Consider the following 26,166-nt stretch of genomic DNA (forward strand, 5'->3'; position numbering starts at 1 on the left):
TCGCCGATGTTAGACTTGCGCGCTGGAGATGGCATTCTCCCTTAACCGCCCTCGGGCTGATGATGCCTGCTACGCCCGGATGATTGCGGACGCGGCATCGCGCGTCGTCCGCCCCGCCCGGTTTGTCGACACTCCAGTCTTGCCAGGTCTCTTCCCATGTATTGGTCCATTCTCGCCGTCGCCATTGGCGGCGCACTCGGTTCGCTATTCCGCTGGTTTCTCGGCATCCGCCTGAACGGCCTGTTCACCGGCCTGCCGCTCGGCACCTTCGCCGCCAATGTGATCGCCGGCTATGTGATCGGCGTCGCGGTCGCCGGTTTCGCGCGCGCGCCGCAGATCGCGCCGGAATGGCGACTGTTCGTCATCACGGGTCTGATGGGCGGACTGTCGACCTTCTCCACGTTTTCCGCGGAAGTCGTGCAACGCCTGCAGGACGGCCGGCTCGGCTGGGCGGCGGGCGAGATCGCCCTTCACGTCGGCGCGTCGCTGATGATGACCATGCTCGGTATCGCCACCGTCTCGCTGCTGTCGCGCTAACGGCAACGGCGAACTAACGGCGCACTGAAACGCGCACGGAGCGCGCGGCGAGCGGCGTCTTTCGAGTGAACGCGCCGCACGACCTGGCCAAACGCCTTGCTCCGGTCACAAGCCGGCAGCTATAATCGGCCCCTCTTCGGGGAGTAGCCGCCTTGGACTTTATGTTCAGGGGCTCGCGTCAACATACTTGCCCGGTCGCCAGACCGGTCATGGCGCGCGCAGCGTTTCGCCTGGCAAGACCGATGACTCACACTCCCACCAGCCGGGTCGCGGGAGTGCGTGTCATCGTGTATTGACCGTGCGGCCCGGTTATAAAAAATCCCCATGCAATCATTCCTCGTCTCCACAAGCGTGGTCGGGCTCGCCGAAATCGGCGACAAGACCCAGTTGCTGTCGCTGGTTCTGGCCGCGCGGTATCGCAAACCCATCCCGATCGTACTTGGCGTGTTTGCCGCGACCCTGATCAATCACGCCTGCTCCGGCGCGCTAGGCGCCTGGCTCGCCAGCGTCATCCGGCCGGAGATCATGAACTGGGCGGTCGTGGCGTCGTTCGCGGTCATGGCGGTGTGGATTCTGATCCCCGACAAGCTCGACGACGCCGACACCGTCCCCATGAAAGATTCAATGGGCGTGTTCGGCACGACCGCGATCACCTTCTTCATCGCGGAAATGGGCGATAAGACGCAAATCGTGACGGTCGCGCTGGCGGCGCGATTCCACGAATTTTTCGGTGTGGTGGCCGGCACGACCTTGGGCATGATGCTGGCCAACGTGCCGGTGATCTATCTGGGACACAAGTTCGCCGACCGTCTGCCGACGAAGGCCGTGCATATACTGGCGGCGATCATCTTCGTGGTGCTCGGTGGCCTGGCGTTGCGCACGGCGCTTTACCCCGACGCCCACCCGATGTTCTGATCCCCTGTCCCGCTAGAGAGGCCGACACGATGTCCGAACGCATGTCCGACGAAGCACTACGACGCATGGCCTCCGTGATCGCGCTTGCGGTCGCGCTGGGGCTGGTCGTCGTCAAGGTGTGGGCATGGCTGGCAACGGACTCCATTTCCCTGCTGACCTCGGCGGCCGATGGGCTGGTGGACGTCGTGGCGTCCTCGGTGACGTTCGCGGGTGTCCGCTATGCCGCGCGGCCGGCCGATCGCGGGCATCGCTACGGTCACGGCAAGGCGGAAGCGGTCGCCGCTTTTGTCCAGGCGCTGCTGCTGGCAGGTGCCGCGCTCGGACTCGGCGTGGAGTCCATCCATCGTCTGTTCGTGCCTCAGGCGTTGAATCAGACCGGCTTCGGCATCTGGGTGATCGTGGGCAGTTCGGTGATCGCGGCCGGACTCGTCGGTATGCAAACGCTCGTGGTCCGGCGCACCGGTTCCACCGCGATCGCCGCCGACCGGGCTCACTATGTGACCGACGTGGCCGTCAATCTCGCGGTTCTGGTCGCGCTTCTGCTCGAACGTTTTCTCGGCTGGACGCGTGCCGATGCCATCGGCGCACTGGCCATCTCCGTGTACATGCTGTGGAATGCGCGGGGCATGGCGGCGCATGCGTTGCTGCAACTGCTCGACCGCGAACTCGACGAAGCGGACCGCGCGCGGATCGAAGCCGCGGTGCTCGGTTGCGACGGCGTGAAAGGCTTGCACGACCTGCGGACTCGCAATGGCGGAGACCGGTTCTTCGTCGAGTTTCATGTGGAAGTCGACGGATCGCTCACGGTCGAAGAAGGCCATACGATCGGCGACAACGCCGAAAAAGCGGTGCAGCGTTTATTCCAGGCGGCCGACGTCGTCGCCCATCTCGAGCCTGCGGGCATCAAGGACGAACGGCTGGACGACCTCGTCGCCTAGCCCATTGCTGCTGCGGATGGATCGCGAGCACGAGATCACGCGAACGTCATTACATAAGCCTTTCAATCATGCTATGCTCGCCGCTGTCTTTGGGGAGTAGCCGGCTTCTATTTGCTTAGAAGCGCCTGCGTCAACATTCTCGGTCGCTCAGACCGTGGTGCAGGTAGCCCTTGGGTTGGCAAGACCATCGACACATCACGCGACCGGTCGGGCGCCGTGGTGTGTCGCGGTTTCCGCCCGACCTTGAGCGCCTCCTTTCATGAATCCCGTCGCCACACTGTTCCTTGCTTTCGCCATGTCCACCGACGCCTTCGCCGCCGCTATCGGCAAAGGCGCCACGTTGCATCGTCCCCACTGGCGCGAAGCGCTACGCACGGGTCTCATCTTCGGCGTAATCGAAGCGCTGACACCGCTGATCGGATGGTTCATCGGCAAAGCGGCGGCGCAATATGTTTCCGCGTGGGATCACTGGATCGCGTTCGCGCTGCTGGCTATTCTCGGCGCCCGCATGATCCGCAACGGCTTCAAGGCCAGCGAAGCCGACGAAAAGAAACCGGCCGCGCACTCGTTCTGGTTGCTGGCGCTGACGGGCTTCGCGACGAGTATCGACGCCATGGCGGTCGGCGCGGGTCTCGCTTTCGTCGACGTCAACATTTACTCCACCGCGGCGGCAATCGGTCTGGCCACGGCGACGATGGTCACGATCGGCGTGCTGCTCGGCCGTGTGATCGGCGACGTGGTCGGCAAGCGCGCGGAAATGGCGGGCGGCGTGGTGTTGATCGGCATCGGCTGCGTGATTCTCGTCGAGCATTTGCAGTTGCTCTGAGCGCCTTCGAACCAGCGTGTTCCGACCATACGTCGAGCCTCGGCTTCCGGGCACGAGGCGCTAACGAAAGTCGTAGCTCGGGTTATGCGGATCGAAGGCTTCATCCGTCCATGCATGAGGCACGATTTGCTCGAAGTCGATCTCTTCGAGCGGCTCGCCGCTCGCCTCCGCCGCGATCACGCTGTGGAGTTGCGGGCGGTGCAGATCGAAGGTCAGCGTCATGCGTGGCGCGAAATGCGCGGGTGGCCCGTCTGGCGCGTCCCAGGTGAGCGCGAGCAGCCGCTTGCCGTTCGCGGTCTCGACTTCGACACGGGACGGTTTGGCGCTCAGACCTTCCGCTTCGAAACTGCCCTCTTCGTGTTCGAGCGTGTGGACGACGAACTGCAAGCCGAGATCGCGCACGCTATGGCGTGACTGGGTCCTTGCAAACGTGCCGTCGACCTGGAATCTGCCGGACAGGAAGTGCCACGCACCGCCAAAATGTCCCAGGAAACGTGTCGGGTCGCGGGTCTCGTCGTAGATGATCTCCTGCCCCGCATGCGCGCCATCCGGCAGCCACTTGACGTACACGCGTTGCGGACTGTCCTGACAGTAGACCTCCATATGATCGGCTTGCGTCGGCCATTTCCCGTTCACCCGTTCGCGACGCCGCATCCAGTATTCGTACGAACTGCCGGCGCCAATCGTGACGCGGGTGTAGGCCACGATCGCCTCCGGCTTCATTGCGTCGATCAGCGCAATCAGCCGCGAGTCCGGCATGGCGCCGAGCGTGCCGTCGTCAATGCGTTCACGGATGACGTTTGCCTGCTCCCCCGCGGACAAACAGGCGAAGCCGGCCAGATCACCACCGCTCGCGCCCGACGTCGCTTCGTCATTGCAGGCGACCGGCGCCACGCGTTGAACCTCGTCGGCGGCCGCGGCGCGCGCCGTCAGCGAAACCAGCAGCGCGACGCACATCGCCACCACGACGATGAAACCGTGATCCGATTTAACGCGACTGCCGGAACGTCTATGACCACGCATCGGGTTCTCCGCCGGGTGCGTGAATTCAGCACGCCCTATCGACTAAACATCAGCCACGCGCGATTATTCCCTGGGGTTAAAAATAACTCTCTTACCGGAAATGTCACGCGTATCCGACAGGCGAAAAAAAAGGCGTCACGTTGCCGTGACGCCTTAAAAAGTTCTAGCCATTCCGAGGGCCGTGCTAGAACCTGAGAGACGGTATTCGAAAGATTTGACCCAACGATGCGGCGCCCAGAAGGACGCACGGCACAGACTGTTACGGTGGACTGTTTGAAGACACTCGACCAGACACTGCGCGGACCACGGCGGGTTCCTGAACTTCAAAATGCGGAACCTGAAACCGTCTTTCGAAATGAGATTCCATTTTTTATGGTTATGCTGACTAAGTCAAGCAAAATCTAAAGAGCCGCTGCTCGTCCCGGCAAAATATTCCGATACAATGAATCTTCTGATGAAAAATACAGTCGATGCCCCATTTTGGGGCTCCCTGACGACGCTTTTCGGGACGGTCGCCAAAGCGGCTGTGTTCAAAAAACTGAAATAAAGTTCCACAAAAACCACATGAACAGACCTAAGCCCTCCCGGCCCGACGTGGATCCGCTGAAAGACAAAGACGGTTCGAGCGAAGAAGTCACCGCGCTGGCCCGCGGTCTGACCGTATTGCGCGCAGTCGCCGCGGCCGACGCGCCGCTCAGCAATCGCGAGCTGACCGAACTGACCGGCATTCCCAAGCCGACCGTGTCGCGCATCACCGCCACGCTGGTCGGCGCGGGTTTTCTGTTCCGGCTGCCGGACAGCGAGCGCTTCGTGCTGACCTCGTCGGTGCTGGAGTTGAGCAACGGCTTTCTGCGCAACTTCGATATCCGGGCGCGCGCGCGGCCGTTCCTGATCGCACTCGCCGAACGCACCGCGCTGTCCGTGCATCTGGCCGTGCGCGACCGTCTCGACATGGTGGTGATCGACGCGATCCGTCCGCGTTCGGCCGTGCTCGTGTCGCGCCTCGAAATCGGCTCGCGAATGAATCTGAGCCGCACCGCCATCGGCCGCGCCTATCTGGCCGCACTCGCACCCGCAGATCGGGACAAGCTGCTGATCGGCCTGCAGGCCGCCGAAGGCGACGACTGGGGCCACGTCGGCAGCCGACTTGACGCGGCGCTGGAGGACACCATCGAACGCGGTTACGCGATCGCCACCGGCGAATGGCACAACGGCTTGAACGCGATTGCACTGGGCTTCACCGGCCCGTCCGGTGAGCGCTATGCGGTCAATTGCGGCGGCTCCGCCGACCAGTGTCCGCGCGACTGGCTGATTTCGCGCGCGGCGCCTGCCCTGCTCGAATGCGTCGAACACATCATGCTCGAAATCGGCGGCACGCCGGGGCGCCGGCTCGACACCTGATACACCGCGGCACTCGCCGGCCGGTGACCGTGACAACGTCAAGACATCCTGTAACCTTCGTAATCAAACGAAAAAAACGCCGGTGGACTGTTACAGAGCCCACGACGTAGGATCATGCATTCCCGTCGCGGGCCGCGGCTCCGGCTGGGCGTTATCCCCTTCGATAACATCCGGCTACCGTTTATTGACGCCGCATTGCGTTAACATCTTTGTCCCGCGCCTCGGGTAGCATCGCGCAGAACAAGCACGGCGCTCCCGCTGTCGAAACCGCCTGTCACGCCCGCGTGCCGGTCCGCCTGTAGTCGAAGCGGCTCGACCGCGCGAGCGGCTCACCTCAAAGCCAGCCACCAGACCGAACCGATGGACGAACAACAAAAGCATTCGGAAACCACTCGCCCTGTTACTCCGGCCTCCCAACCGTCCACTACCGGCGGCCCAGCGCATGTGCCCGGCTCCGCGCCCGGCGCGGTCAAGCGGCATCGCGGCCGGAACATCGCGCTGATCGTGGCGGCACTGGTGATCCTCGGCGTCGTGCTGTGGCGCTGGCATCCGTGGGGCGGTCCCGGCGGCGGCGCAAGCGGAGCAGCCGGCGCCAGTGGCGCCAGCGGCGGCGGTCGTGGCGGCCGTGGCGCGGCCATGGCCAACCTGGCGCAACCGGTTCACGTGGCCACCGCCACGCAAGGCGAAATGCCGGTGGTGCTGACCGCGCTCGGCACGGTCACTCCGCTGGCCAACGTCACCGTGCTGCCGCAGTTGAGCGGCGTGCTACAGAACGTGTTCTTCAAGGAAGGCCAGATGGTCAGGAAGGGCGACGTGCTCGCCCAGATCGACCCGCGCCCGTATCAGATCTCGCTTGAAAACGCGCAAGGCACGCTCGCCCGCGACCAGGCGCTGCTGCAAACCGCCCGCCTCGATCTGAAGCGCTATCAGACGCTGCTTTCACAAGACTCGATCGCGAGTCAGCAGGTCGATACGCAAGCCTCGCTGGTGCGGCAATACGAAGGCACGGTCAAGTCCGACCAGGCGAACATCGATACCTATAAGCTCGACCTGATCTACGCGCGTATCACCGCGCCGGTGTCGGGGCGCGTCGGTTTGCGCCAGGTCGATCCGGGCAACTACGTGACGCCGAGCCTGACCAATGGCCTCGTCGTGATTACGCAGTTGCAGCCGATCAGCGTGATCTTCACGACCTCCGAAGACAACCTGCAGCAGATCCTCCAGCAGACCCAGACGGGCGCGAAGCTGTCGGTCACGGCCTACGACCGCAGCAATACCACGTCGCTCGAAGGCGGCTCGCTCGAAACGCTGGATAACCAGATCGACACCACCACCGGCACCGTCAAGCTACGCGCGAACTTCCAGAACCCGAACAACCTGCTGTTCCCGAATCAGTTCGTCAACACGCGCCTGCTGGTCGATACGATCAAAGACGCGGTGATCGTGCCGACTACCGCCGTGCTGAACGGCTCGATGGGCCAGTTCGTCTACGTCGTGAAGGCGGACAACACGGTCACCGTGCGCCCGGTCAAGGTCGGCCCGGTGGACGGCGAGCGCACCAGCATCAAGTCCGGTGTGCAGGTCGGCGAGCGCGTGGTGATCGACGGTTCGGACCGCCTGAAGGAAGGCGCCAAGATCACGATTCCGGCCGACAAGCCGCGCGGCGCGTCGGGCGCACACGGTGCAAGCGGCGCAGCCGCGGCCTCGGGCGCATCCGGCACGCGTGGACACCATCGCAAACACGCGACGCAAGACTCGCAATAAAGGCACAGCACTTACCGCATGAATCCATCCCGCGCCTTTATTCTGCGTCCCGTCGGCACCGCGCTGCTGATGGCGGCGATCATGCTGGTCGGTCTCGTCGCGCTGCGCTTCCTGCCGCTCTCCGCGTTGCCCGAAGTCGACTATCCGACCATCCAGGTGCAGACCTTCTATCCGGGCGCGAGCCCGGACGTGATGACCTCGTCCGTGACCGCGCCGCTCGAACGGCAGTTCGGGCAGATGCCGTCGCTGAATCAGATGTCGTCGCAAAGCTCGGCCGGTTCGTCGATCATCACGCTGCAGTTCAGCCTCGATTTGCCGCTCGATATCGCCGAGCAGGAAGTCCAGGCCGCAATCAACGCGGCGGGCAATCTGCTGCCGTCGGACCTGCCCGCGCCGCCGATCTACGCGAAGGTGAATCCGGCCGACGCGCCGATCATCACGCTGGCCATCACGTCGAAGACGATGCCGCTGACCGATGTGCAGGATCTGGCCGACACGCGTCTCGCGCAGAAAATTTCGCAGGTCGCGGGTGTGGGTCTGGTGAGCCTGTCGGGCGGCCAGCGCCCTGCCGTGCGGATTCAGGCGAACCCGCGCGCGCTCGCCGCGTACGGTCTGAATCTGGACGATCTGCGCACCACGATTTCGAACCTGAACGTCAACACGCCGAAGGGTAACTTCGACGGCCCGACGCGCAACTACACGATCAACGCGAACGACCAGCTCACCGACGCCGAAGCGTACAAGAGCGCCGTGATCGCCTACAAGAACGGTCGCGCGGTGATGCTGACCGACGTCGCGACCATCGTGCAGGGCGCGGAGAACACCAAGCTCGGCGCGTGGGTCGACGGTACGCCCGCAATCATTCTGAACGTGCAGCGCCAGCCGGGCGCGAACGTGATCCAGGTGGTGGACAGCATCAAGGCGCTGCTGCCGCAATTGCAGCAATCGCTGCCCGCCGCGCTCGACGTGCAGATCGTCACCGACCGCACCACCACGATCCGCGCCTCCGTGCGCGACGTGCAGTTCGAGCTGGCCATGTCGGTCGTGCTGGTGGTGCTGGTCATGTACCTGTTCCTCGCCAACGTCTACGCAACCATCATTCCGAGTCTGTCGGTGCCGCTGTCGCTGATCGGCACGCTCGCCGTGATGTACCTGTGCGGCTTCTCGCTAGACAACCTGTCGCTCATGGCGCTGACCATCGCGACCGGCTTCGTGGTCGACGACGCGATCGTGATGATCGAGAACATCGCGCGTTACGTCGAAGAAGGCGAAGATCCGCTCGAAGCCGCGCTGAAGGGCTCGAAGCAGATCGGCTTCACGATCATTTCGCTGACAGTGTCGCTGATCGCCGTGCTGATTCCGCTGCTGTTCATGGGCGACGTGGTGGGCCGTCTGTTCCACGAATTCGCGATCACGCTGGCGGTGACGATCGTGATTTCGGCGGTGGTGTCGCTCACGCTCGTGCCGATGATGTGCGCGAAGCTGCTGCGCCACACGCCGCCGCACGAGAGCCATCGCTTCGAAGCGAAGGCGCACCGTTCGATCGACTGGGTGATCGCGCGTTACGCGGTCGCGTTGACGTGGGTGCTGGACCGGCAACGCTCCACCCTGTTCGTCGCGCTGCTGACGCTGGTGCTGACCGGCGTGCTGTATGTGTTCATTCCGAAGGGCTTCTTCCCGGTGCAGGACACCGGCGTGATCCAGGCGATCACGCAGGCGCCGCAGTCGGTGTCGTATGCGTCGATGGCCGAGCGCCAGCAGGAACTCGCCGCGCAGATCCTGAAGAATCCGGACGTGGAAAGCCTGACCTCGTTCATCGGCGTGGACGGCAGCAACATCACGCTGAACAGCGGCCGCATGCTGATCAACCTGAAGCCGCGCGACGACCGCAGCAACACCGCGAGCGACGTGATCCGGCAGTTGCAGAAAGATGTGCAGCATATCGCGGGCGCGTCGCTGTACATGCAGCCGGTGCAGGATCTGACGATCGATGCAACCGTCAGCCCGACGCAGTATCAGTTCATCCTGACCGATCCGAATATCAGCGAATTCACCACGTGGGTGCCGAAGCTGGTCGACCGGCTCAAGCAATCGCCCGAACTCGCCGACGTCGCGACCGATCTGCAGGACAACGGCCAGTCGGTCTACATCGAGATCGACCGCGCCACCGCGTCGCGTTACGGCATCACGCCGGCCACCGTGGATAGCGCGCTGTACGACGCGTTCGGCCAGCGCATCATCTCGACCATCTTCACGCAGTCGAACCAGTACCGCGTAATCCTGGAAGCCCAGCCGTCGATGCAGCACTACACCGACTCGCTGAATTCGATCTACCTGCCCTCCTCCACGTCGTCGGGCGGCCAGGTGCCGCTGTCGTCGATCGCGCGCTTCACCGAGAAGCCCGCGCCACTGCTGGTCACGCACCTGAGCCAGTTCCCCGCCACGACCGTCTCGTTCAACCTCGCGCAGGGCTCGTCGCTCGGCGCCGCGGTCAAGGCGATCGACCAGGCGCAGAAGGACATCGGCTTGCCGGCGTCGTTCCAGACGCGTTATCAGGGCGCCGCGCTGGCGTTCCAGGCGTCGCTGTCGAACGAACTGTTCCTGATTCTGGCGGCCATCGTCACGATGTATATCGTGCTCGGCGTGCTGTACGAGAGCTTTATCCACCCGATCACGATTCTGTCGACGCTGCCCTCCGCCGGCGTCGGCGCATTGCTCGCGCTGCTGATCACTGGGCACGATCTCGACATCATCGGGATTATCGGCATCGTGCTGCTGATCGGTATCGTGAAGAAGAACGCGATCATGATGATCGACTTCGCGCTCTACGCCGAACGCGAGGAAGGCAAGCCGCCGCGCGAGGCGATCTATCAGGCGTGTCTGCTGCGTTTCCGGCCGATTCTGATGACCACGCTCGCCGCCCTGCTCGGCGCGCTGCCGCTGATGCTCGGCACGGGCGCGGGTTCGGAACTGCGCCGGCCGCTGGGTATCGCGATTGCGGGCGGTCTGATCGTCAGCCAGTTGCTGACGCTGTTCACCACGCCGGTGATCTACCTCGCGTTCGACTCGCTCGGCCGTCGCGCGCGTGAACGATTTAACCGTGGCAAGCCTACTCCGCCCGCCACCGACGCAGGGAACTGAGCGATGAACCTGTCGCGTCCGTTTATCTCCCGCCCGGTCGCCACCACGCTGCTGGCGGTCGGCATTGCGCTGGCCGGCGTGTTCGCGTTCACCAAGCTGCCGGTCGCACCGCTGCCGCAGGTCGATTTCCCGACCATCTCGGTGCAGGCCAGCTTGCCGGGCGCGAGCCCGGATACGGTGGCCACGAGCGTGGCCAGTCCGCTTGAACGGCATCTCGGCTCGATTGCCGACGTCACCGAAATGACGTCGATGAGCTCGGTCGGCTCGACCCGTATCACGCTGCAATTCGGCTTGAATCGCGACATCGACGGCGCCGCGCGCGACGTGCAGGCGGCCATCAATGCCGCGCGCGCCGATCTGCCGGCGAGCTTGCGCAGCAACCCGACGTATCACAAGGTCAATCCGGCCGACGCGCCGATTCTGATTCTGGCGCTCACCTCGAAGACGCTGACCGCCGGGCAGTTGTACGACTCCGCGGCGACGGTGCTGCAGCAGTCGCTGTCGCAGGTGGACGGCGTCGGTGAGGTGGACGTGAGTGGCTCGGCGAATCCGGCCGTGCGCGTCGAACTCGAGCCGAATATGCTGTCCCACTACGGCATCGGTCTCGAGGACGTGCGCGCGGCGTTGGCCGCGGCGAATGCGAACAGCCCGAAAGGGTCGATCGAGTTCGGCGCGAACCGCGTGCAGATCTATACCAACGATCAGGCGAGCAAGGCGTCGCAGTATAAGGATCTGATCATCGCGTATCGCAACGGCTCGGCGGTGAAGCTGTCCGACGTCGCCGAGGTGGTCGATTCGGTCGAAGATCTGCGCAACCTTGGCCTCTTCAACGGCAAGCGTTCGGTGCTGGTGATTCTGTACCGTCAGCCGGGCGCGAACATTATCGACACCATTGACCGCGTGATGGCGATGCTGCCGCAACTGCACGCGTCGCTGCCGGCCGATGTCGATATCGCGCCGGCGGGCGATCGCTCGACCACGATCCGCGCGTCGCTGAAGGACACCGAGCGCACGCTGCTGATCGCCGTCGCCCTGGTCACGATGGTCGTGTTCCTGTTCCTGCGCAACTGGCGCGCAACGCTGATTCCGAGTATCGCCGTGCCGATTTCGATCATCGGTACGTTCGGCGCGATGTATATGCTGGGCTTTTCGATCGACAACTTATCGTTAATGGCCTTAACGATCGCGACCGGCTTCGTGGTCGACGACGCGATCGTGGTGCTGGAGAACATTTCACGGCATATCGAGAACGGCGTGCCGCGCATGAAGGCTTCGTTTCTCGGCGCGCGCGAGGTGGGCTTTACGGTGCTGTCGATCAGTATCTCGCTGGTCGCCGTGTTCCTGCCCATTCTGCTGATGGGCGGGATCGTCGGGCGGCTGTTCCGCGAGTTCGCGCTGACGCTGTCGCTGGCGATTGGCGTGTCGCTGATCGTCTCCCTCACCCTCACGCCGATGATGTGTTCGCGCCTGCTGCGCGAACCGCACGAGCAGAAGGAAGAAGGCCGTTTCGCGCAGTGGCTGGAACGCGGCTTCGCGAAGATGCAGCGCGGCTACGAGCGCACGCTGGGATGGGCGCTGCTGCATCCGCGTTTGATCGTGACGATTCTGATCGCGACGATCGGGCTGAACGTGTGGCTGTACATCATCGTGCCGAAGGGCTTCTTTCCGCAGCAGGACACGGGGCGCATGATCGGCGGCATTCAGGCCGACCAGAGCACGTCGTTCCAGGCGATGAAAGGCAAGTTCTCGGAGATGATGGAGATCGTCGGCAAGAATCCCGCCGTGGATAGCGTGGCCGGCTTTACCGGTGGACGGCAGACCAACTCCGGGTTCATGTTCGTGACGCTGAAGCCGAAGAGCGAGCGCAAGTTGTCGGCGGATCAGGTGATCCAGCAACTACGCGCCCCGCTCGGCGACGTAGCCGGCGCGCGGACGTTCTTGCAGGCGGTGCAGGATATTCGCGTCGGCGGACGGCAATCGAACGCGCAATATCAGTTCACGTTGCTCGCCGATTCGACGCCCGACCTGTACAAGTGGGGGCCGTTGCTGACCGAAGCGCTGCAGGCGCGCCCTGAACTCGCCGATGTGAATTCGGACCAGCAGCAAGGCGGCCTTGAAGCGATGGTGACGATCGATCGCGCGACGGCTTCGCGGTTGGGGATCAAGCCGGCGCAGATCGATAACACCTTGTATGACGCGTTCGGGCAGCGTCAGGTGTCGACGATTTATAACCCGTTGAACCAGTATCACGTTGTGATGGAAGTCGCGCCGAAATACTGGCAGAGCCCGGATATGCTGAAGCAGATTTACGTCAGTACGTCGGGCGGGAGTGCTAGCGGTGCGCAGACCACAAACGCGCCGGCGGGGACGGTGACCGCTGCTGCTGCGGCGATTACTTCCACTAGTGCGTCTACGGGTGGTGCGGCGGGGACTACGGCTTCCAGCGTGGCAAGCATTGCTGCTGATTCGGCGCGGAATCAGGCGATCAACTCAATTGCGGCGAGTGGGAAGTCGAGTGCTTCTTCTGGGGCGGCTGTGTCGACTTCCAAGGAGACGATGGTGCCGTTGTCGGCGATCGCCAGTTTTGGGCCGGGGAATACGCCGCTGTCCGTGAACCATCAGAGCCAGTTTGTTGCTTCGACTATTTCGTTTAATTTGCCGCCGGGTGTGTCACTGTCGACGGCGACTCAGGCGATTTACGACACGATGGCTCAGATCGGGATGCCCGGCACCATTCATGGCAGCTTCCAGGGCACCGCCCAGGCGTTTCAACAGTCGATGTCGGATCAGCCAATTTTGATTCTGGCTGCGCTGGCGGCGGTTTATATCGTGCTTGGGATGCTTTATGAGAGCTATATTCATCCGCTCACGATTCTGTCGACTTTGCCTTCGGCGGGGGTTGGGGCTCTGCTGGCTTTGTTGCTGTTCAGGACTGAGTTCAGCATCATTGCTCTTATTGGCGTGATTCTTCTCATTGGTATCGTTAAGAAGAATGCCATCATGATGGTGGACTTTGCTATTGAGGCTTCTCGGCAAGGGCTGTCCTCTCGCGATGCGATTCATCAAGCGTGTTTGCTGCGGTTTCGGCCGATTATGATGACGACTTGTGCTGCTTTGCTTGGGGCCTTGCCGCTGGCTTTTGGGCGCGGAGAAGGGGCTGAGTTGAGGGCGCCTCTGGGCATTGCTATCGTCGGCGGGTTGATCGTCAGTCAAATGCTCACGCTTTACACCACGCCTGTTGTTTATCTTTATATGGATCGGATTCGGGTGCGGTGGGAGTCCAGGAAGGCTCGGCGGCAGCGGCCTGCGGCGGTTTGATTTTTTTTGCCTGCGCGGCGCTTTTGGTTGGGTGCGTGTGGTGTTGGCCTCTCCTTGCTTTCTTAGTGGTCTATTAGCGTTGCCCCTGTGCGGGGCGGCACTAACTTCTCTTTGCCGCGGCAAAGAGAAGTCAGCAAGAGAAAGCCGCTCACACCGCTAATTCTTAAGTGGGTTTCTCGCACAGCCACGGTAGTGGCTCATCTGGAATCTGTGTCCTCGCACATTCGGCGTTCGTGGCACAGCAGTCATTCTTCCGGCGGCGCTGCGCGCGCCGTGGCGGTCGTTCACGCACCGCCTCTGCTAAGGGGGTCCTTGCGCAGTCACGGTAGTGGCTCATCTGGAATCTGGGTTCTCGCACATTCCGCGTCCGTGACACAGCAGTCATTCTTCCGGCAGCGCTACGCGCGCCGCGGCGGTCGTTCACGCACCGCCAGCTCTTTAACGGGTTTCTCGCTCAGGCACGGTAGTGGCACATCTGGAATCTGGGTTCTCGCACACTCTGCGTCAAATCGCGCTGCGGTAGTCCCCAATCGGCGAGCGCGCACTCAGCGAATCGGACACCCAAAATCGAGTGCCCGTTCAAGCTCCCGAGGGCAATTCATGATCGCGTCTCTTTCATCGGCCGTGAGCCAACCTTAGTGCGCTACCACCCCGCGCCGCGATGAAGTCTTGGTGCGAACTCGCTTGCTCGGCATCGGCCCGGTCACAGGGGTATTCTCGCCGCTGTCGGATGCCCGTTGCCCCGCCGTCGTCAGAAGCTCCGTTGCGTGACGCGCCGTCAGATGCATTTGAGGAACACCCTTCGCATCCAGCGCGATGATGCCGTACAACTCCCGGTCCACCTCGACTTCTTGACGATAGTCTTCGCCGGTTTCGATCCAGAGTCCCAGAAGCGTGCGCTGGCGATGTCTCTCGTCGAGCGTGATAGCCGGGTTCTGATAAATCGAAGTTGCCAGCGTCAATAGTTTTTCCAGTTGATCTATTTGCCGCTCAATAAGACGGAAAGCCGATAGCGCAAGTTTTTCGTATTGAATGGCATCAACCGACGGGCGCAAAACGGTTCGAGAACTCTTGGGGGATTTACTCATGTGCGATCTCCAGTTGCTGACTTGGATCGCCCGACACTAGCCTGAAAAAATTGGGTGAGCGGGCACATTGGCAGGGTTCACAGACCGGTACGCAACGCCAAAAACCGGCGAGCCGTGAGGCTCCCCCGCCAAGGCCCGCCCAATGGAAAGAGACGTGCAAAGGCAGCCGCACGCCTGCGCTAGCAGGCCTGTGGGACGTTGCGTTTAACAGGCTGTGAAACCCGTTTGTCGTGACATACACGACAAAACGAGTCTAAAACGTAAGGCATCAGGAGTGATCGCCCGCCTAGGCTAAATGGCGCACGGCGGCCTCATTTCCGAAATTTCCCAACGTGCTTGTCAGCGCGCCAAGAACCCCTTGATGCCGAACGGATCAGCGTCACTCATTCGCCGCGACGGGTACATGAAGTACCTTGACGACGCGCGCGGTGCCACCGGAAGAATGACTGCTGTGTCACGAACGCGGAGTGTGCGAGAGCACAGATTCCAGACGCACCACTACCGCTGCTGCGCAAGGGACCCGCTTAGCAGGGGCCGTACATGAACGACCGCCACGGCGCGCGCAGCGCCGCCGGAAGAATGACTGCTGTGTCACGACCGCGGAGTGCGCGAGAGCACGGATTCCAGATGCACCACTACCGTGGCTGCGCGGGGGACCCGCTTATGAGCTGGCGGTGTGAGCCGCTTTCTTTTGCTTACTTTGCTTTGCGGCAGGCAAAGAAAAGTGAGTGCCGCCCCGCACAGGGGCAACGCTAATAGACCACTAAGACAGCAAGGAAAGGCCAACATCCGAAGAACCCACCCAAAGCACCCCGCAGGCAAAAATCAAAGCTTCTGCTCCACAGCGAGCAACAAAATCCGAGTCCACTGCCTGGCTTGCCGCTCACTGGTCATGGGCAGAAGCCAGACTTGACGCTTAGGGTCTTTAACCGTAAGAGCGACCTGAGACTGCCCACCTTGAACCTGCACCTCGGCCCCAAGCAAATCGGCAAAAATATAAGCCCCGAACTGATCGCCGAGCCGAACCTCACAGAGCCTTTTGCCGGCAGCAAGCCGAACAGAGCCCCAATCACCTTGCAGCAAATGAGTCCAATCGCCGTCGCGAACATTAGCCGCCACATCCCGACGACGCCGCCACCAAACAGCAACAGCAGCGACCAAGATCAAAGCCGCCAGCACGGCAACGCCAACCGCGACACCCAACCCAAAAGCCGCCTGCAAGGCATAAAACGCCCGCACGGCGCCATAAACCACCGCGCCGAGCGCAAAGAGAACGACAAGAATCGGCATCACAAGCTCACAAGACAAAGAACTTCAGCCTAGCACGAGCAACGCCTCTCCCTCACCGCAAAAAACCATTGCAGAAACTGCGCCAGAGGCACCCACAACTCCTATTGCTGCGGATGCGCCGCCGCCCATTCCTTAACAGCCTTGAGCGTATTCTCAACATGCTTCTCAGGCGACAGACTCGTGTACTCGTAAATAATCTTCCCATCCGGCGCGATCACATACGACACGCGATTCGCCATCGACGCATGCATCGGAAACCCCGCGTCATACGCGCCGATCACCTTCGAATCCGCATCCGCCGCGACCGGGAATTTACTCCGGCATTCACTCACGGAAAACTTCGTCAACGTATCGATGTTGTCATGCGACACGCCAATCACCGTCGCACCGTACTTCTTGTACTCATCGACCGCCTCTGCGAACTCATGCGCCTCGATCGTGCAACCCTTGGTAAAAGCCGCCGGATAGAAATACAGCACCACCGGCCCTTTCTTCAACTCATCGGCGAGCGAATAGGTATAGGTCTTACCACCCAGCGAAGCCTCAGCAGTGAAAGCCGGCGCGGCATCGCCCGGCTTGAGCGTCGCCGAGGCCGTCAGCGAATAGATCGCGAAGCCGGCCGACATGACAGCGGCGAGCGCCATCGGTATGAATCTCTTCTTCATTTGCGGTTCCTCCGAGCGTTGATGCACGCGATTCGTCCAATGAGTCCATGACCGCGCCGCCGGACAGCACAACAGATCGACAGATCGACAGCACGGCTACGGTCGCAGCACGCTATTGGACCACGTACCTGCAAGGTACGCACGATCGCATCGAAGGGATGCAAAAGAAAGGGAATATAAGCTCGCGGGTTTAACCCGAAGCCCGAGCCACAACCCGAAGCAAAGCCCGAATCAAAGCAACAAAGCAACAAAGCAACAATGCGGCGACGCAATAACCCGTGCCCCCGCTCAAGCCGCCTCTTCGATATGCGCCCCGAACCAGGCCGCCGCCGACAGATTCAACTCCGCCAGCACCTCAGGCGTCAACGCCGCAAACCCCGCAGGCGCATCGACCGCCGCGGCTATCTCCGCCGCATCAATCCCCTCGCCCGCCGCCTCCGCCAGCCGCAGCAAGGCCCCGAGCGGCCCACTGCGCGACACGATCGCATCACGAATCGGCGGCGCGAGCCCCAGCTTCTCCAGCACCACCGCCGGCGTGCTGCCCACCACCACATGTACCAGCGAAAAAATCCCGGTCATGAAGGCTGCATCGGCAAAATCATCGTCCGACGGCCGCAGCCACCCCGCCGCCAGCTCCATAAACCGCGACCGTGTACCAGCGAGTTGCACCAGCGGATCGGCGCGCCACGGCAGATCGCCACTATCCGCATACAGCAACAGTTGCGCCCAGCGCGCAATCTGCCGCGTCCCGGTTGCAATGATCGCCTCGCGCAACGACGAGATATTCCGCCCCAACCCGAAGGCGCTCGAATTGACCAGCCGCATCAACTGCACCACCACGCTGGGATTGAGCTTCAGCTCCGCTTCCAGCTCGAAGATCCCCGCATCGCGCGACAGTAGCGCCAGCAGCCGCAGCAAGCCCGGCCGTGGCGACCGGTTACGCGGCGCGGCCAGCACCTGCGGCCGCGCGAAGAAATACCCCTGAAACAGATCGAAGCCCAGATCGCGGGCCAGCTCGAAGTCTTCCCGCGTCTCGACCTTCTCCGCAATCAGCGTCTTGCCCTGCGCCCGCAGCATCGACGCCAGCTTCGGCAGCGCGGCCCGCTCGGTCAGCAAAAAGTCGATCTTGACGATATCCGCATAAGGCAGCGCGGCGAGCACATCGTCCGTCAGTTCGACCACGTCGTCGAGCGCCACCTGAAACCCGGCCCGGCGCAACTCGCCCAGCCGGCGCGCGAGGTGCGCGTCGAATTTCACGGTTTCGAGGATTTCGAGCACGAAGCGCTCGGGCGGCATCAGATGGATGATGTCGTTGAACAGCAGCGCGCGGTCGATATTGACGAAGCCGCGATGCAGCCCCAGCGCCGCCTGCACGCCGATCCCGCCGATCGCGCGGGCCACCACCTGGGCGGTCGCCTGGGCGTCGTCGGTGACTTCGGCATAGTTATGCGCGCCGGCGCGGAACAAAAGCTCGTAGGCACTCAGCGCGCCGTGGCGATCGAGGATTGGCTGGCGGCCGAGGTAGACAAACTGCGCGGCGGACGCCTGTTCGGCGTGGTCGGCGGTTGAGTCAAGCACCTCGAGTCGGGGGATGGCCCAGACAGATTGGCGTTCAGACATGGATCACAGGAGCAAGTATTCAAAAAACGACGCGGCAACAACCTCACAGTCGTACCGCACAACGGGTATGAATCATTAACGGACAACCGGCCATCCCACTTTAATGGAATCGACGCCGCGCGACGCCGCGGTTCCCTTACCGCGTGTTTTTTTTAGTAGCGGCTAAAGATTTCCCGCCGACGGTCGTTATCTCGTTCTGATGGGGCGGCCTGATAACCTTTCGGCCGTCCGATCCCGGCGGCGAGCAAAGCGCCCCGCCTGCAGACGAATACAGGTTGCCAGCGACAAACATGGAAGCGAACAGGATCACCGCGCCCCGCCGGGGCTCCTTGCGCACGGTCATGGACCGGCTTCGTGCGTTCGGCCGGCGTGCGGACGTCAAACCGCAGACGGCCTCGAGCCGTGCTGCGCAACTGGAACAGGTGGTCGGCGCCGTCGACCTGCTGGCGCACATCGACGACGAGCTGCGCTTCATCTACGTCTCCGATGCCAGCCTGCGCTTCATCGGCTATCACCGCGAGTACCTCGAGACCATCACGCTGCACGATCTGGTGGCAGCGGCCGACGTGCCGCGCCTCGACGCGCTGCTGACGCTCGCGGCGACCACCGGCAACGTCGAGAAAGCCACGCTGGGCCTGATCAAGTCGCTGACCTACCCGATCACCGTCGAACTGCGCGTGGTGCGAAGCAGCCACGACGGCACCGACGGCTATGCGATCGCCGGCTTCGATGTGTCCGCCTGGCGCGCAACCGAGGAACGTCTGACCCAGGCGCTGCATCTGGACCGCCTGACCAATCTGGCCAACCAGTCGGCGCTGATCCCGGCGCTGCTCGACGCCCAACTGCAAGCGGACGCGCACGGCACGCCGACCGCCCTCCTGCTGCTCGACCTCGACGACTACCAGCGCGTCAACCGCGCGCTCGGCTACGATGCCGGCGACGAAATGCTGCGCGACACGTCGCGACGTCTGCTGAACATGACGAGCCCCAACGAAACGGTGGCGCGCGTGGCCAGCGACGAGTTCGCGATCCTGGTCAAACCTGCCGCCAACCGCACCGACGCGGCGGCCGCCGCCGAGGCACTGGCGCGGCGTCTGCTGACCGCGATCCAGCAACCCTATGTGTATAGCGGCCAGCAGGTTCACCTGTCGGCGAGCATCGGCATCGCGCTCTATCCGGACGTGCGCCACGCCAACGACAACGCCAGCCACGACACCCATCTGCTGCGCTGGGCCGACCATGCGTTGCTGCAGGCCAAGGCGGCCGGCGGCAACACGCTCGCCTTCTATGTCCCGGACGACAACCCGGCCGACGCCGAACGTCTGAAGCTCGAAGCCGATCTGTACGACGGCGTGCGCAATGGCGAATTCTCACTGCACTTCCAGCCGATCACGAGCAGCCGCACGCACGGCGTGGTCGGCGTCGAGGCGCTGATCCGCTGGTTGCATCCGGTACACGGTCTGGTGCCGCCGTCGATGTTCATTCCGCTCGCGGAATCGATCGGCCTGATCAACTTCCTCGGCAACTGGGTGTTGAAGGTGGCCTGCATGCAACTGATCCAGTGGGACGCGAAGGGAATCTCGCTGCAATACGTCGCCGTCAACGTGTCGCCGCAGCAATTCCGCGATCCGCGTTTCAAGGACTCGGTGCGCGAAGCGATCGAGCTGACCGGCATCGACCCGCGCCGCCTCGTGTTCGAGATCACCGAAAGCCTGCTGATGCACGACCCGGCGCACGCCAAGGGCCTGCTCGAAGAATTGACGGCGATGGGCATCCGTTTTGCGGTCGACGATTTCGGCACCGGCTATTCGAGTCTGGCTTACCTGCAACGATTCCCCCTGGCCAAACTCAAGATCGACAGGAGTTTTGTCGAGAATCTGCTAACCTCCCGGAACGATCAGGCAATCGTTAGCGCGGTCGTCGGACTGGCGCAGACACTTGATCTCGAACTGGTCGCCGAGGGCGTCGAAACGGAAGAGCAGCGCGCGCTGCTCACCGAGATGGGCTGTGACCATATTCAGGGGTGGCTAGTCTGCAAGGCGTTGCCCTCCGACGAACTCGCGCAGCGTTTCGAAGCGCGCACGCTTCACTTGCATACCGCGTAGCAATGCAGGTCGAGCGCTCAGGTAGCGGATCATGCAGCGGAACAAGCCGGTCTACCAGGACTGGCGTGGCACTCATTGGAACATGTATGGCTTTGGCGGGACTCACATGGTAAAGGCGGCGGTGCTCGACCGGCTCTGGACGCGAATGAGCGAGCGCGGCGATTTCCCCATGCTGTCGCAATCGCTGCGCACCACCATGGCGGCGATGAACAATGACGACCTCGACTTCACCGGCCTCGTGCAGGTGGTCCTGTCGGATTTCGCCCTGACGCAAAAGGTGCTGCGACTCGCCAACTCGGCGATGTATATGGCGTTCGGCGGCAACATCACCACGGTGTCGCGCGCGCTGATGGTGCTCGGCATGGATGCGGTCGGCCACCTCGTGGTTGGCCTGAAGATCGTCGATCACTTCCATCACAGCGCGCCGCGCCGCATCGACGCGAAACTCGAACTGAACCGCACCCTGCTGTCGGGCTGCGTCGCGCGCAAGCTGACCGAGCGCGGCGATCTGCGCGCCGGCGAAGAAGCGGTGGTGTGCACGTTGATGCGGCAGATCGGCAAGCTGCTGGTGGTGTTCTATCTCGACGCGGAGTGGGATCAGATTCGCCGCCATATCGACGCCGGCACGCTCGAAACCGATGCCTGCGTGCTGGTGCTCGGCGTGACCTTCGACGAAATCGGCGAAGAAGCCGCGGTGCGCTGGCGCCTGCCGGACATGATCCGCTCGGGCATGGGCGAGTTCGATCCGCAAGATACCGAACAGCCGCGTCAGGTGCAGTGGCTGCGCGCCATCACCAATTACTCGACGGCGGTGGCCGGCGTGCTCACCCAGCAGAACATGCCGGATTGGGAGCGCGAGCAACGCATCGCCGAACTGGCGCAGGAATATAGCCGCGTCCTGAACACCGACCCCGAAGTGCTGCTCGAAATGAGCCTCGCGCTCGCCCGCGAAGAAGGCGGTGACGGCGTGATGGCCGAGATCGTCGAGTTGCGCGCGAACGCGGACGCGATTGCCCGCGAAGCGCTCAGCCCGGAAGATCGCATCGCGGTCGGCGTCGAGGATCTGCGCGGCCTGCCCGACGGCAGCCCGCTCGCGCCGGCACTCGCGCTCGCGGCCGAAACCGTGCTGGCCGGCCTGGGTTTTGCGCGCACGGTGGTGTTCGTCAAGCACAGCAACGGCACGTTCAAGGCGCGCCTGGGCCTGGGTCCGAAGATCGACGCGGCGCTCCCCAGACTGAGCTTCAACACCGCGTTCGAGCCCGACGTGTTCCATCTCGCGATCGCGAACTCGGTGGGCATCTTCATCGAGAACGCGCGCGATCCGAAAATGGTCGCGCGGCTGCCGGAATGGTTCCGCCGCTCGTTCGACGACGCCCGCGCCTTCGTGCTGCTACCGGTGGTCGACGAAAGCGATCAGACGGTCGCGCTACTCTACGGCGACTGGTCTCACACGCAGGAGCCACGACGAATTTCTCAAAAGGAAATGAGCGTCCTGAATGAATTGGCCAAGGAGTTAGGCCGTTTTTTCGGCCTGGGGCAGATGCGGGAAATGGAGACGATGTGAAGACCTGGCGAGATCGTTAATCGCCACGCTTCACTCTCCTGATTCTGGATTTGCCCGACGCCGGGTTTCAATAGATGTGCCGAGGCCGGCATGCAGCGCATGCCGGCCTTGCTGTTTCAGCCTTTTACGATCGAACGCCTTCGTTCCGCGACGCTCAATCCTCGATGCGTTCCAGCCCTTCCGCGCTGCGATCCGCGACACCGGCCCATGCGCCCGCGGCCAGTCCCATCTGCGCGACCTCTTCCACCGTCAACGGCTTCAGACGCTCGCACAGCATGGCGATCTCGTCCCACGCGCCGCGCTCGAGTGCCTCGACCGCGCTCAGCAACAGACCCAACACGCCTTCGCGTTGCAGAATCGCGGATTGAATCGGACGCGACAGCGTCAGCACGTTCAGCGTGCTTTCGAGCGAACCACCGAACACCGCGTCGACGAATGAAAACACGCCGGTCAGGAAGGCCGCGTCCGCTTCGTCGCGACCGGCTTCGGGCAGACGTTCGATTGCCAGTTCCATGAAGCGCGCGCGGGTCGCCGCGAGTTGCAGCAACGGATCGTCTTCGAGCGCGACCTTGCGGCCGTCGGCGTAGAGCAGCAACTGCGTCCAGCGCGCGATACGGTCGGTGCCGGTCGCGTTGATCGCGTCGCGCAGCGTCGTCACTTTGTGGCCGACTGCCAGGCCGCTCGAATTCGCCAGCTTCATCAGATGCATCACGAGCACCGGATTCAGCTTCAACTCGGCTTCGAGTTGCGCGACGGTCGGCTCGCCCGCCAGCAATTGCAGCAGATTCAGCAACGCATGACGCGGCGCGCTGACACGACGCGTCATCGAGGTCTGCGGACGCGCGAAAAAGTAACCCTGGAAACGATCGAAGCCGAGACCATGCGCGGTCTCGAAGTCGGCCTGCGCATCGAGACCCGTCGCGATCAACAGCTTGCCCGCCGACTTCAGCACGCTCGCCAGTTTCGGCAGCAACGCGGCCGGCGCACGCGCGATGTCGATCTTCACGGCGTCGACGTACGGCAGCAGTTTGGCGAACGTTTCGTTGGGCTGGATCACGTCGTCGAGCACGAAGCGATAGCGGCGGCCATGCAGTTGCACGATGCGCAGAATCAGCGCGTCATCGACGACCATCGACGGCGACAGTTCGAGCATGAAACGCTCGGCGGGCAAGCGCAGGATCGCATCGTCGAGCAGCATCTCGCGGCTTACATCGACGTAAGCCGGATGACCCGTGAGCGCGCCACGCAGATTGCCGTGGATCAAGCCGCGAATCACGGCTCGCATCACTAACTGTGCGGGATCGGGTGCGCGGTTCGCTTGCGCGTCGGCGTCAGTGTCGGGAGTTGCTTCGGTTCCGGTTGCGGTTCCGGCTTGTGCAGCCGCCGCAGTTGCAGCGATTGCATCAGCCGCGGCGCTCGTGGCGTCCGCCGGCGTATTCGCCGCGTCCGCACTCACCGGCACTGCCGGCTCGAGCACCTTGATTTCGTAGCCGCACAGCATGCCATCACGATTCAGGATCGGCTGACGCGCGAAGCTGGCATTGAGTTGCGCATCGTCCGCAGCGCTGGTGTGGCTCGGATTCTCGATTGCGACGTTGGTCATTCAGGTCATCCCCCGCTCAGCGCCACCCGGCGCCGCCTGCTGTATTTTGGTTTTGCCGCATTCAACGCACGCCGTTCAAGGTCCAAAGACCCGCGGCGCCCGCGATGCGCCCGGCGATTTTAGCGCAGCGCGCCATGCCCGGACATGTCAATGAAGCAATATCTCGAAATAATTGGAGAGACGTCGGAAAGAGCTACCGCGCGGAATCGACGATACTGTGATGCGGTGCAACAGCGTTCCTCCTGCCTTTAACCACCAAGGAAAAATATGGACGTCAAAAGCGTGCTGTCGAATGCCTTCGCGATGCCGATCACGAGCCCGGCATTTCCCATGGGCCCGTATCGTTTCATCAATCGCGAGTTCCTGATCATCACCTACCGCACTGATCCGGACAAACTGCGCGCGGTGGTGCCCGAGCCGCTCGAAATCGGTGAGCCGCTGGTGCACTACGAGTTCATCCGTATGCCGGACTCGACCGGCTTCGGCGACTACACGGAAAGCGGCCAGGTGATTCCGGTGTCGTATAACGGCGTGGCGGGCGGCTACACGCTCGCCATGTATCTGGACGATCATCCGCCGATCGCCGGCGGTCGCGAATTGTGGGGCTTTCCGAAGAAGCTCGCGAGTCCGGTGCTATCGGTTCATACCGACACGCTCGTCGGCACGCTCGATTACGGCCCGGTGCGAATCGCCACGGGCACGATGGGCTACAAGCATCGGCAGCTCGACCTCGCGCAGCAGAAGAAGCGCCTGGAAACGCCGAATTTTCTGTTGAAGGTGATTCCGCACGTGGACGGCACGCCGCGCATTTGCGAACTGGTGCGTTACTACCTGCAGGACATCGATCTGAAAGGCGCATGGACCGGTCCGGCCGCGCTCGAACTGGCGCCGCACGCGCTGGCGCCCGTCGCGGAATTGCCGGTGCTGGAGATCGTCGAGGCGCGGCATCTGCTCGCCGACCTGACGCTCGGTCTCGGCGAGGTGGTGTTCGATTATCTCGACCAGCCGAAGGCGAACGCGCGGTGAGTTGCAGGTGAGGTGCTGTTGGGCGATGCCCTGACAGTGACGCGCGGTGATGCAAAGACGCAGTGCCGCCTCATAAGCAAAACGGCAGCTCACGCTGCCGTTTTGCTGTCCATCCGAAGCAGCGTGCTGCTTCGATTGGCGCTTTACTTCAACACCACCTTCACATCGAAGTACTTCGCGGCCAGACGGTCGATCGTGCCGTCCGCCTTCAGTGCCTTCAGCGCCTGGTTCAGCTCGTCCTTCAGCGCCTTGTCGCCCTTGCGGATGCCGTAGCCGACGCCCGCGCCGAGCAGCTTCTCGTCGCTCACAGCCGGACCCGCGAAGTCGAAGCCCGCACCCTGCGGCTTCTTCAGGAAACCCTTCGAAGCGGCCTCCGCGTCCTGGAACGACGCGTCCAGACGACCCGACGCCAGGTCGGCGTAGATCTGGTCCTGCGTCTGATACGGCACGACGTCGACACCGGCCGGCGCCCAACGCGCCTTCGCGTAGGTTTCCTGGATCGTGCCCTGCAGCACGCCGACGTGCTTGCCCTTCAGCGAAGCCGGCGTCGGCAGCAGACCGCTGCCCTTCTTCGCGATCATCTGATTCGGGATCGTGTAGATCGGATCGGTGAAGTCGATCGCCTGACGGCGTTGTTCGGTGATCGTCATGTCCGAGTTGATCGCGTCGAACTTACGCGCCTGCAATGCGGGGATCAGACCGTCGAACGCGTTCTCGACCCACACGCATTTCACTTTCAGCTTCGCGCACACGGCGTTGCCGACATCGATATCGAAACCTTGCAGTTCGCCCGACGGCGACTTCGATTCGAACGGCGCATACGACGCCTCGACGCCGAAACGCACTTCCTTGAGATCCGCCGCGGATGCGGAGCCTGCCGCGGCCGTTGCCGTCGCGAACAGCGCGAGCGCAGCCATGTTTCGCCAATTCATCTTCATTACGGGTGTTCCTCTACGGTATTGAATAAGACGGAGCCGAATCCGGGCAAGTATCATTGCCGCGCCAAAAATGCGATTCAAACTCGTGCGGCCGGTGTGGTGCAGCGCAACAGCCGCGAGGCCGGGATTGTACAGGCTTCGTGGGCCACGCCTGGCGGGCGGGGCCTGGCGCGGTCATCGGAAGTGTGCGAATCGATGCACCTCAAACGTGCAAAATTGTGTCGCGATTAGGCAAGGGGAATCGATTCAAGGGAGACGGCGTGAGCGGCAATAGCGCCACCCACTTTGCGTTTAAGGTACCAAGCAGACAAAGCGCCTTAATCCATTTCGCCCAAAAGCCGCCGTTGCCCTTGACGCCCCCAAATGCCGTCAATGCGAGATGACCGAAAAGACATCGGAAAGAT

The 26,166-nt window shown here is 62.7% G+C and carries 18 protein-coding genes and 3 riboswitches; of the genes, 11 read left to right on the forward strand and 7 right to left on the reverse strand.

Features of this window, described 5'->3' with window-relative positions; genetic code table 11:
• The first annotated feature begins 15 nt into the window (after window positions 1-15).
• Window positions 16-76, forward strand: a riboswitch (Fluoride riboswitch).
• Between the two features lie 80 nt (window positions 77-156).
• The 4 genes from crcB (at window position 157) to mntP (ending at window position 3,216) form a co-directional block, all read left to right on the forward strand.
• Window positions 157-537, forward strand: a complete 381-nt coding sequence (gene crcB, locus FA94_RS11560) for a fluoride efflux transporter CrcB (RefSeq protein WP_035551031.1) — start codon at window positions 157-159, stop codon at window positions 535-537.
• Window positions 538-663: 126 nt separating this feature from the next.
• A riboswitch (yybP-ykoY riboswitch) is annotated at window positions 664-847 on the forward strand.
• Between the two features lie 14 nt (window positions 848-861).
• The gene (locus FA94_RS11565; RefSeq protein WP_051980531.1) at window positions 862-1,452 is read left to right on the forward strand and encodes a TMEM165/GDT1 family protein; all 591 of its coding nucleotides are present in this window, start codon (window positions 862-864) and stop codon (window positions 1,450-1,452) included.
• 29 nt (window positions 1,453-1,481) lie between these two features.
• Window positions 1,482-2,390, forward strand: coding sequence for a cation diffusion facilitator family transporter (locus FA94_RS11570; protein WP_035551034.1), 909 nt, complete (start codon window positions 1,482-1,484; stop codon window positions 2,388-2,390).
• Between the two features lie 79 nt (window positions 2,391-2,469).
• A riboswitch (yybP-ykoY riboswitch) is annotated at window positions 2,470-2,643 on the forward strand.
• Window positions 2,644-2,649: 6 nt separating this feature from the next.
• Window positions 2,650-3,216, forward strand: coding sequence for a manganese efflux pump MntP (gene mntP / locus FA94_RS11575; protein WP_035551038.1), 567 nt, complete (start codon window positions 2,650-2,652; stop codon window positions 3,214-3,216).
• A 60-nt stretch (window positions 3,217-3,276) separates the two neighbouring features.
• Here mntP and FA94_RS11580 read toward each other — a convergent pair whose 3' ends face one another.
• The gene (locus FA94_RS11580) at window positions 3,277-4,239 is read right to left on the reverse strand and encodes a DUF1571 domain-containing protein (RefSeq protein ID WP_051980532.1); all 963 of its coding nucleotides are present in this window, start codon (window positions 4,237-4,239) and stop codon (window positions 3,277-3,279) included.
• Window positions 4,240-4,803: 564 nt separating this feature from the next.
• Between FA94_RS11580 and FA94_RS11585 the strand changes: the two genes are divergently transcribed.
• The 4 genes from FA94_RS11585 (at window position 4,804) to FA94_RS11600 (ending at window position 13,863) form a co-directional block, all read left to right on the forward strand.
• Window positions 4,804-5,640, forward strand: coding sequence for an IclR family transcriptional regulator (locus tag FA94_RS11585; protein WP_035551040.1), 837 nt, complete (start codon window positions 4,804-4,806; stop codon window positions 5,638-5,640).
• A 360-nt stretch (window positions 5,641-6,000) separates the two neighbouring features.
• Window positions 6,001-7,404 carry an MdtA/MuxA family multidrug efflux RND transporter periplasmic adaptor subunit gene (locus FA94_RS11590; protein WP_081935875.1) on the forward strand — a complete coding sequence of 468 codons (1,404 nt, stop codon included), beginning with the start codon at window positions 6,001-6,003 and terminating at the stop codon, window positions 7,402-7,404.
• Window positions 7,405-7,422: 18 nt separating this feature from the next.
• On the forward strand, window positions 7,423-10,545 hold the full coding sequence (locus tag FA94_RS11595; protein ID WP_035551045.1) for an MdtB/MuxB family multidrug efflux RND transporter permease subunit: 3,123 nt from the start codon (window positions 7,423-7,425) through the stop codon (window positions 10,543-10,545).
• A 3-nt stretch (window positions 10,546-10,548) separates the two neighbouring features.
• Window positions 10,549-13,863 carry an efflux RND transporter permease subunit gene (locus tag FA94_RS11600; RefSeq protein ID WP_035551049.1) on the forward strand — a complete coding sequence of 1,105 codons (3,315 nt, stop codon included), beginning with the start codon at window positions 10,549-10,551 and terminating at the stop codon, window positions 13,861-13,863.
• A gap of 635 nt (window positions 13,864-14,498) precedes the next feature.
• On the opposite strand, the gene FA94_RS11605 is transcribed toward FA94_RS11600, so the two are convergent.
• From FA94_RS11605 to FA94_RS11620, 4 genes are all read right to left on the reverse strand, one after another.
• Window positions 14,499-14,951, reverse strand: a complete 453-nt coding sequence (locus tag FA94_RS11605) for a hypothetical protein (protein ID WP_035551052.1) — start codon at window positions 14,949-14,951, stop codon at window positions 14,499-14,501.
• An 825-nt stretch (window positions 14,952-15,776) separates the two neighbouring features.
• Entirely contained in the window at window positions 15,777-16,241 is a 465-nt protein-coding gene (locus FA94_RS11610; RefSeq protein ID WP_035551054.1) for a hypothetical protein, read from the reverse strand.
• 101 nt (window positions 16,242-16,342) lie between these two features.
• The gene (locus FA94_RS11615; protein WP_035551056.1) at window positions 16,343-16,906 is read right to left on the reverse strand and encodes a peroxiredoxin; all 564 of its coding nucleotides are present in this window, start codon (window positions 16,904-16,906) and stop codon (window positions 16,343-16,345) included.
• A 288-nt stretch (window positions 16,907-17,194) separates the two neighbouring features.
• Window positions 17,195-18,526, reverse strand: a complete 1,332-nt coding sequence (locus FA94_RS11620) for an EAL and HDOD domain-containing protein (RefSeq protein ID WP_035551059.1) — start codon at window positions 18,524-18,526, stop codon at window positions 17,195-17,197.
• Window positions 18,527-18,816: 290 nt separating this feature from the next.
• Here FA94_RS11620 and FA94_RS11625 point away from each other — a divergent pair, with 290 nt between their 5' ends.
• Entirely contained in the window at window positions 18,817-20,631 is a 1,815-nt protein-coding gene (locus FA94_RS11625) for a putative bifunctional diguanylate cyclase/phosphodiesterase (protein WP_035551062.1), read from the forward strand.
• A 106-nt stretch (window positions 20,632-20,737) separates the two neighbouring features.
• A complete protein-coding gene (locus tag FA94_RS11630; RefSeq protein ID WP_035551064.1) occupies window positions 20,738-22,195 on the forward strand; it encodes an HDOD domain-containing protein in 1,458 nt (485 codons plus the stop codon).
• 154 nt (window positions 22,196-22,349) lie between these two features.
• On the opposite strand, the gene FA94_RS11635 is transcribed toward FA94_RS11630, so the two are convergent.
• Complete coding sequence (locus FA94_RS11635) at window positions 22,350-23,798, reverse strand: EAL and HDOD domain-containing protein (protein ID WP_035551067.1); 1,449 nt, start codon at window positions 23,796-23,798, stop codon at window positions 22,350-22,352.
• A gap of 267 nt (window positions 23,799-24,065) precedes the next feature.
• Here FA94_RS11635 and FA94_RS11640 point away from each other — a divergent pair, with 267 nt between their 5' ends.
• Window positions 24,066-24,824 (forward strand): acetoacetate decarboxylase, encoded by a 759-nt coding sequence (locus FA94_RS11640; protein ID WP_035551070.1) that lies wholly within the window; start codon window positions 24,066-24,068, stop codon window positions 24,822-24,824.
• Between the two features lie 143 nt (window positions 24,825-24,967).
• On the opposite strand, the gene FA94_RS11645 is transcribed toward FA94_RS11640, so the two are convergent.
• Window positions 24,968-25,762: an ABC transporter substrate-binding protein gene (locus FA94_RS11645; protein ID WP_035551072.1), complete on the reverse strand. Its 795-nt coding sequence runs from the start codon at window positions 25,760-25,762 to the stop codon at window positions 24,968-24,970.
• Between the last annotated feature and the right edge of the window lie 404 nt (window positions 25,763-26,166).

The sequence above is a fragment of the Burkholderia sp. 9120 genome (assembly GCF_000745015.1).
Classification (GTDB): domain Bacteria; phylum Pseudomonadota; class Gammaproteobacteria; order Burkholderiales; family Burkholderiaceae; genus Paraburkholderia.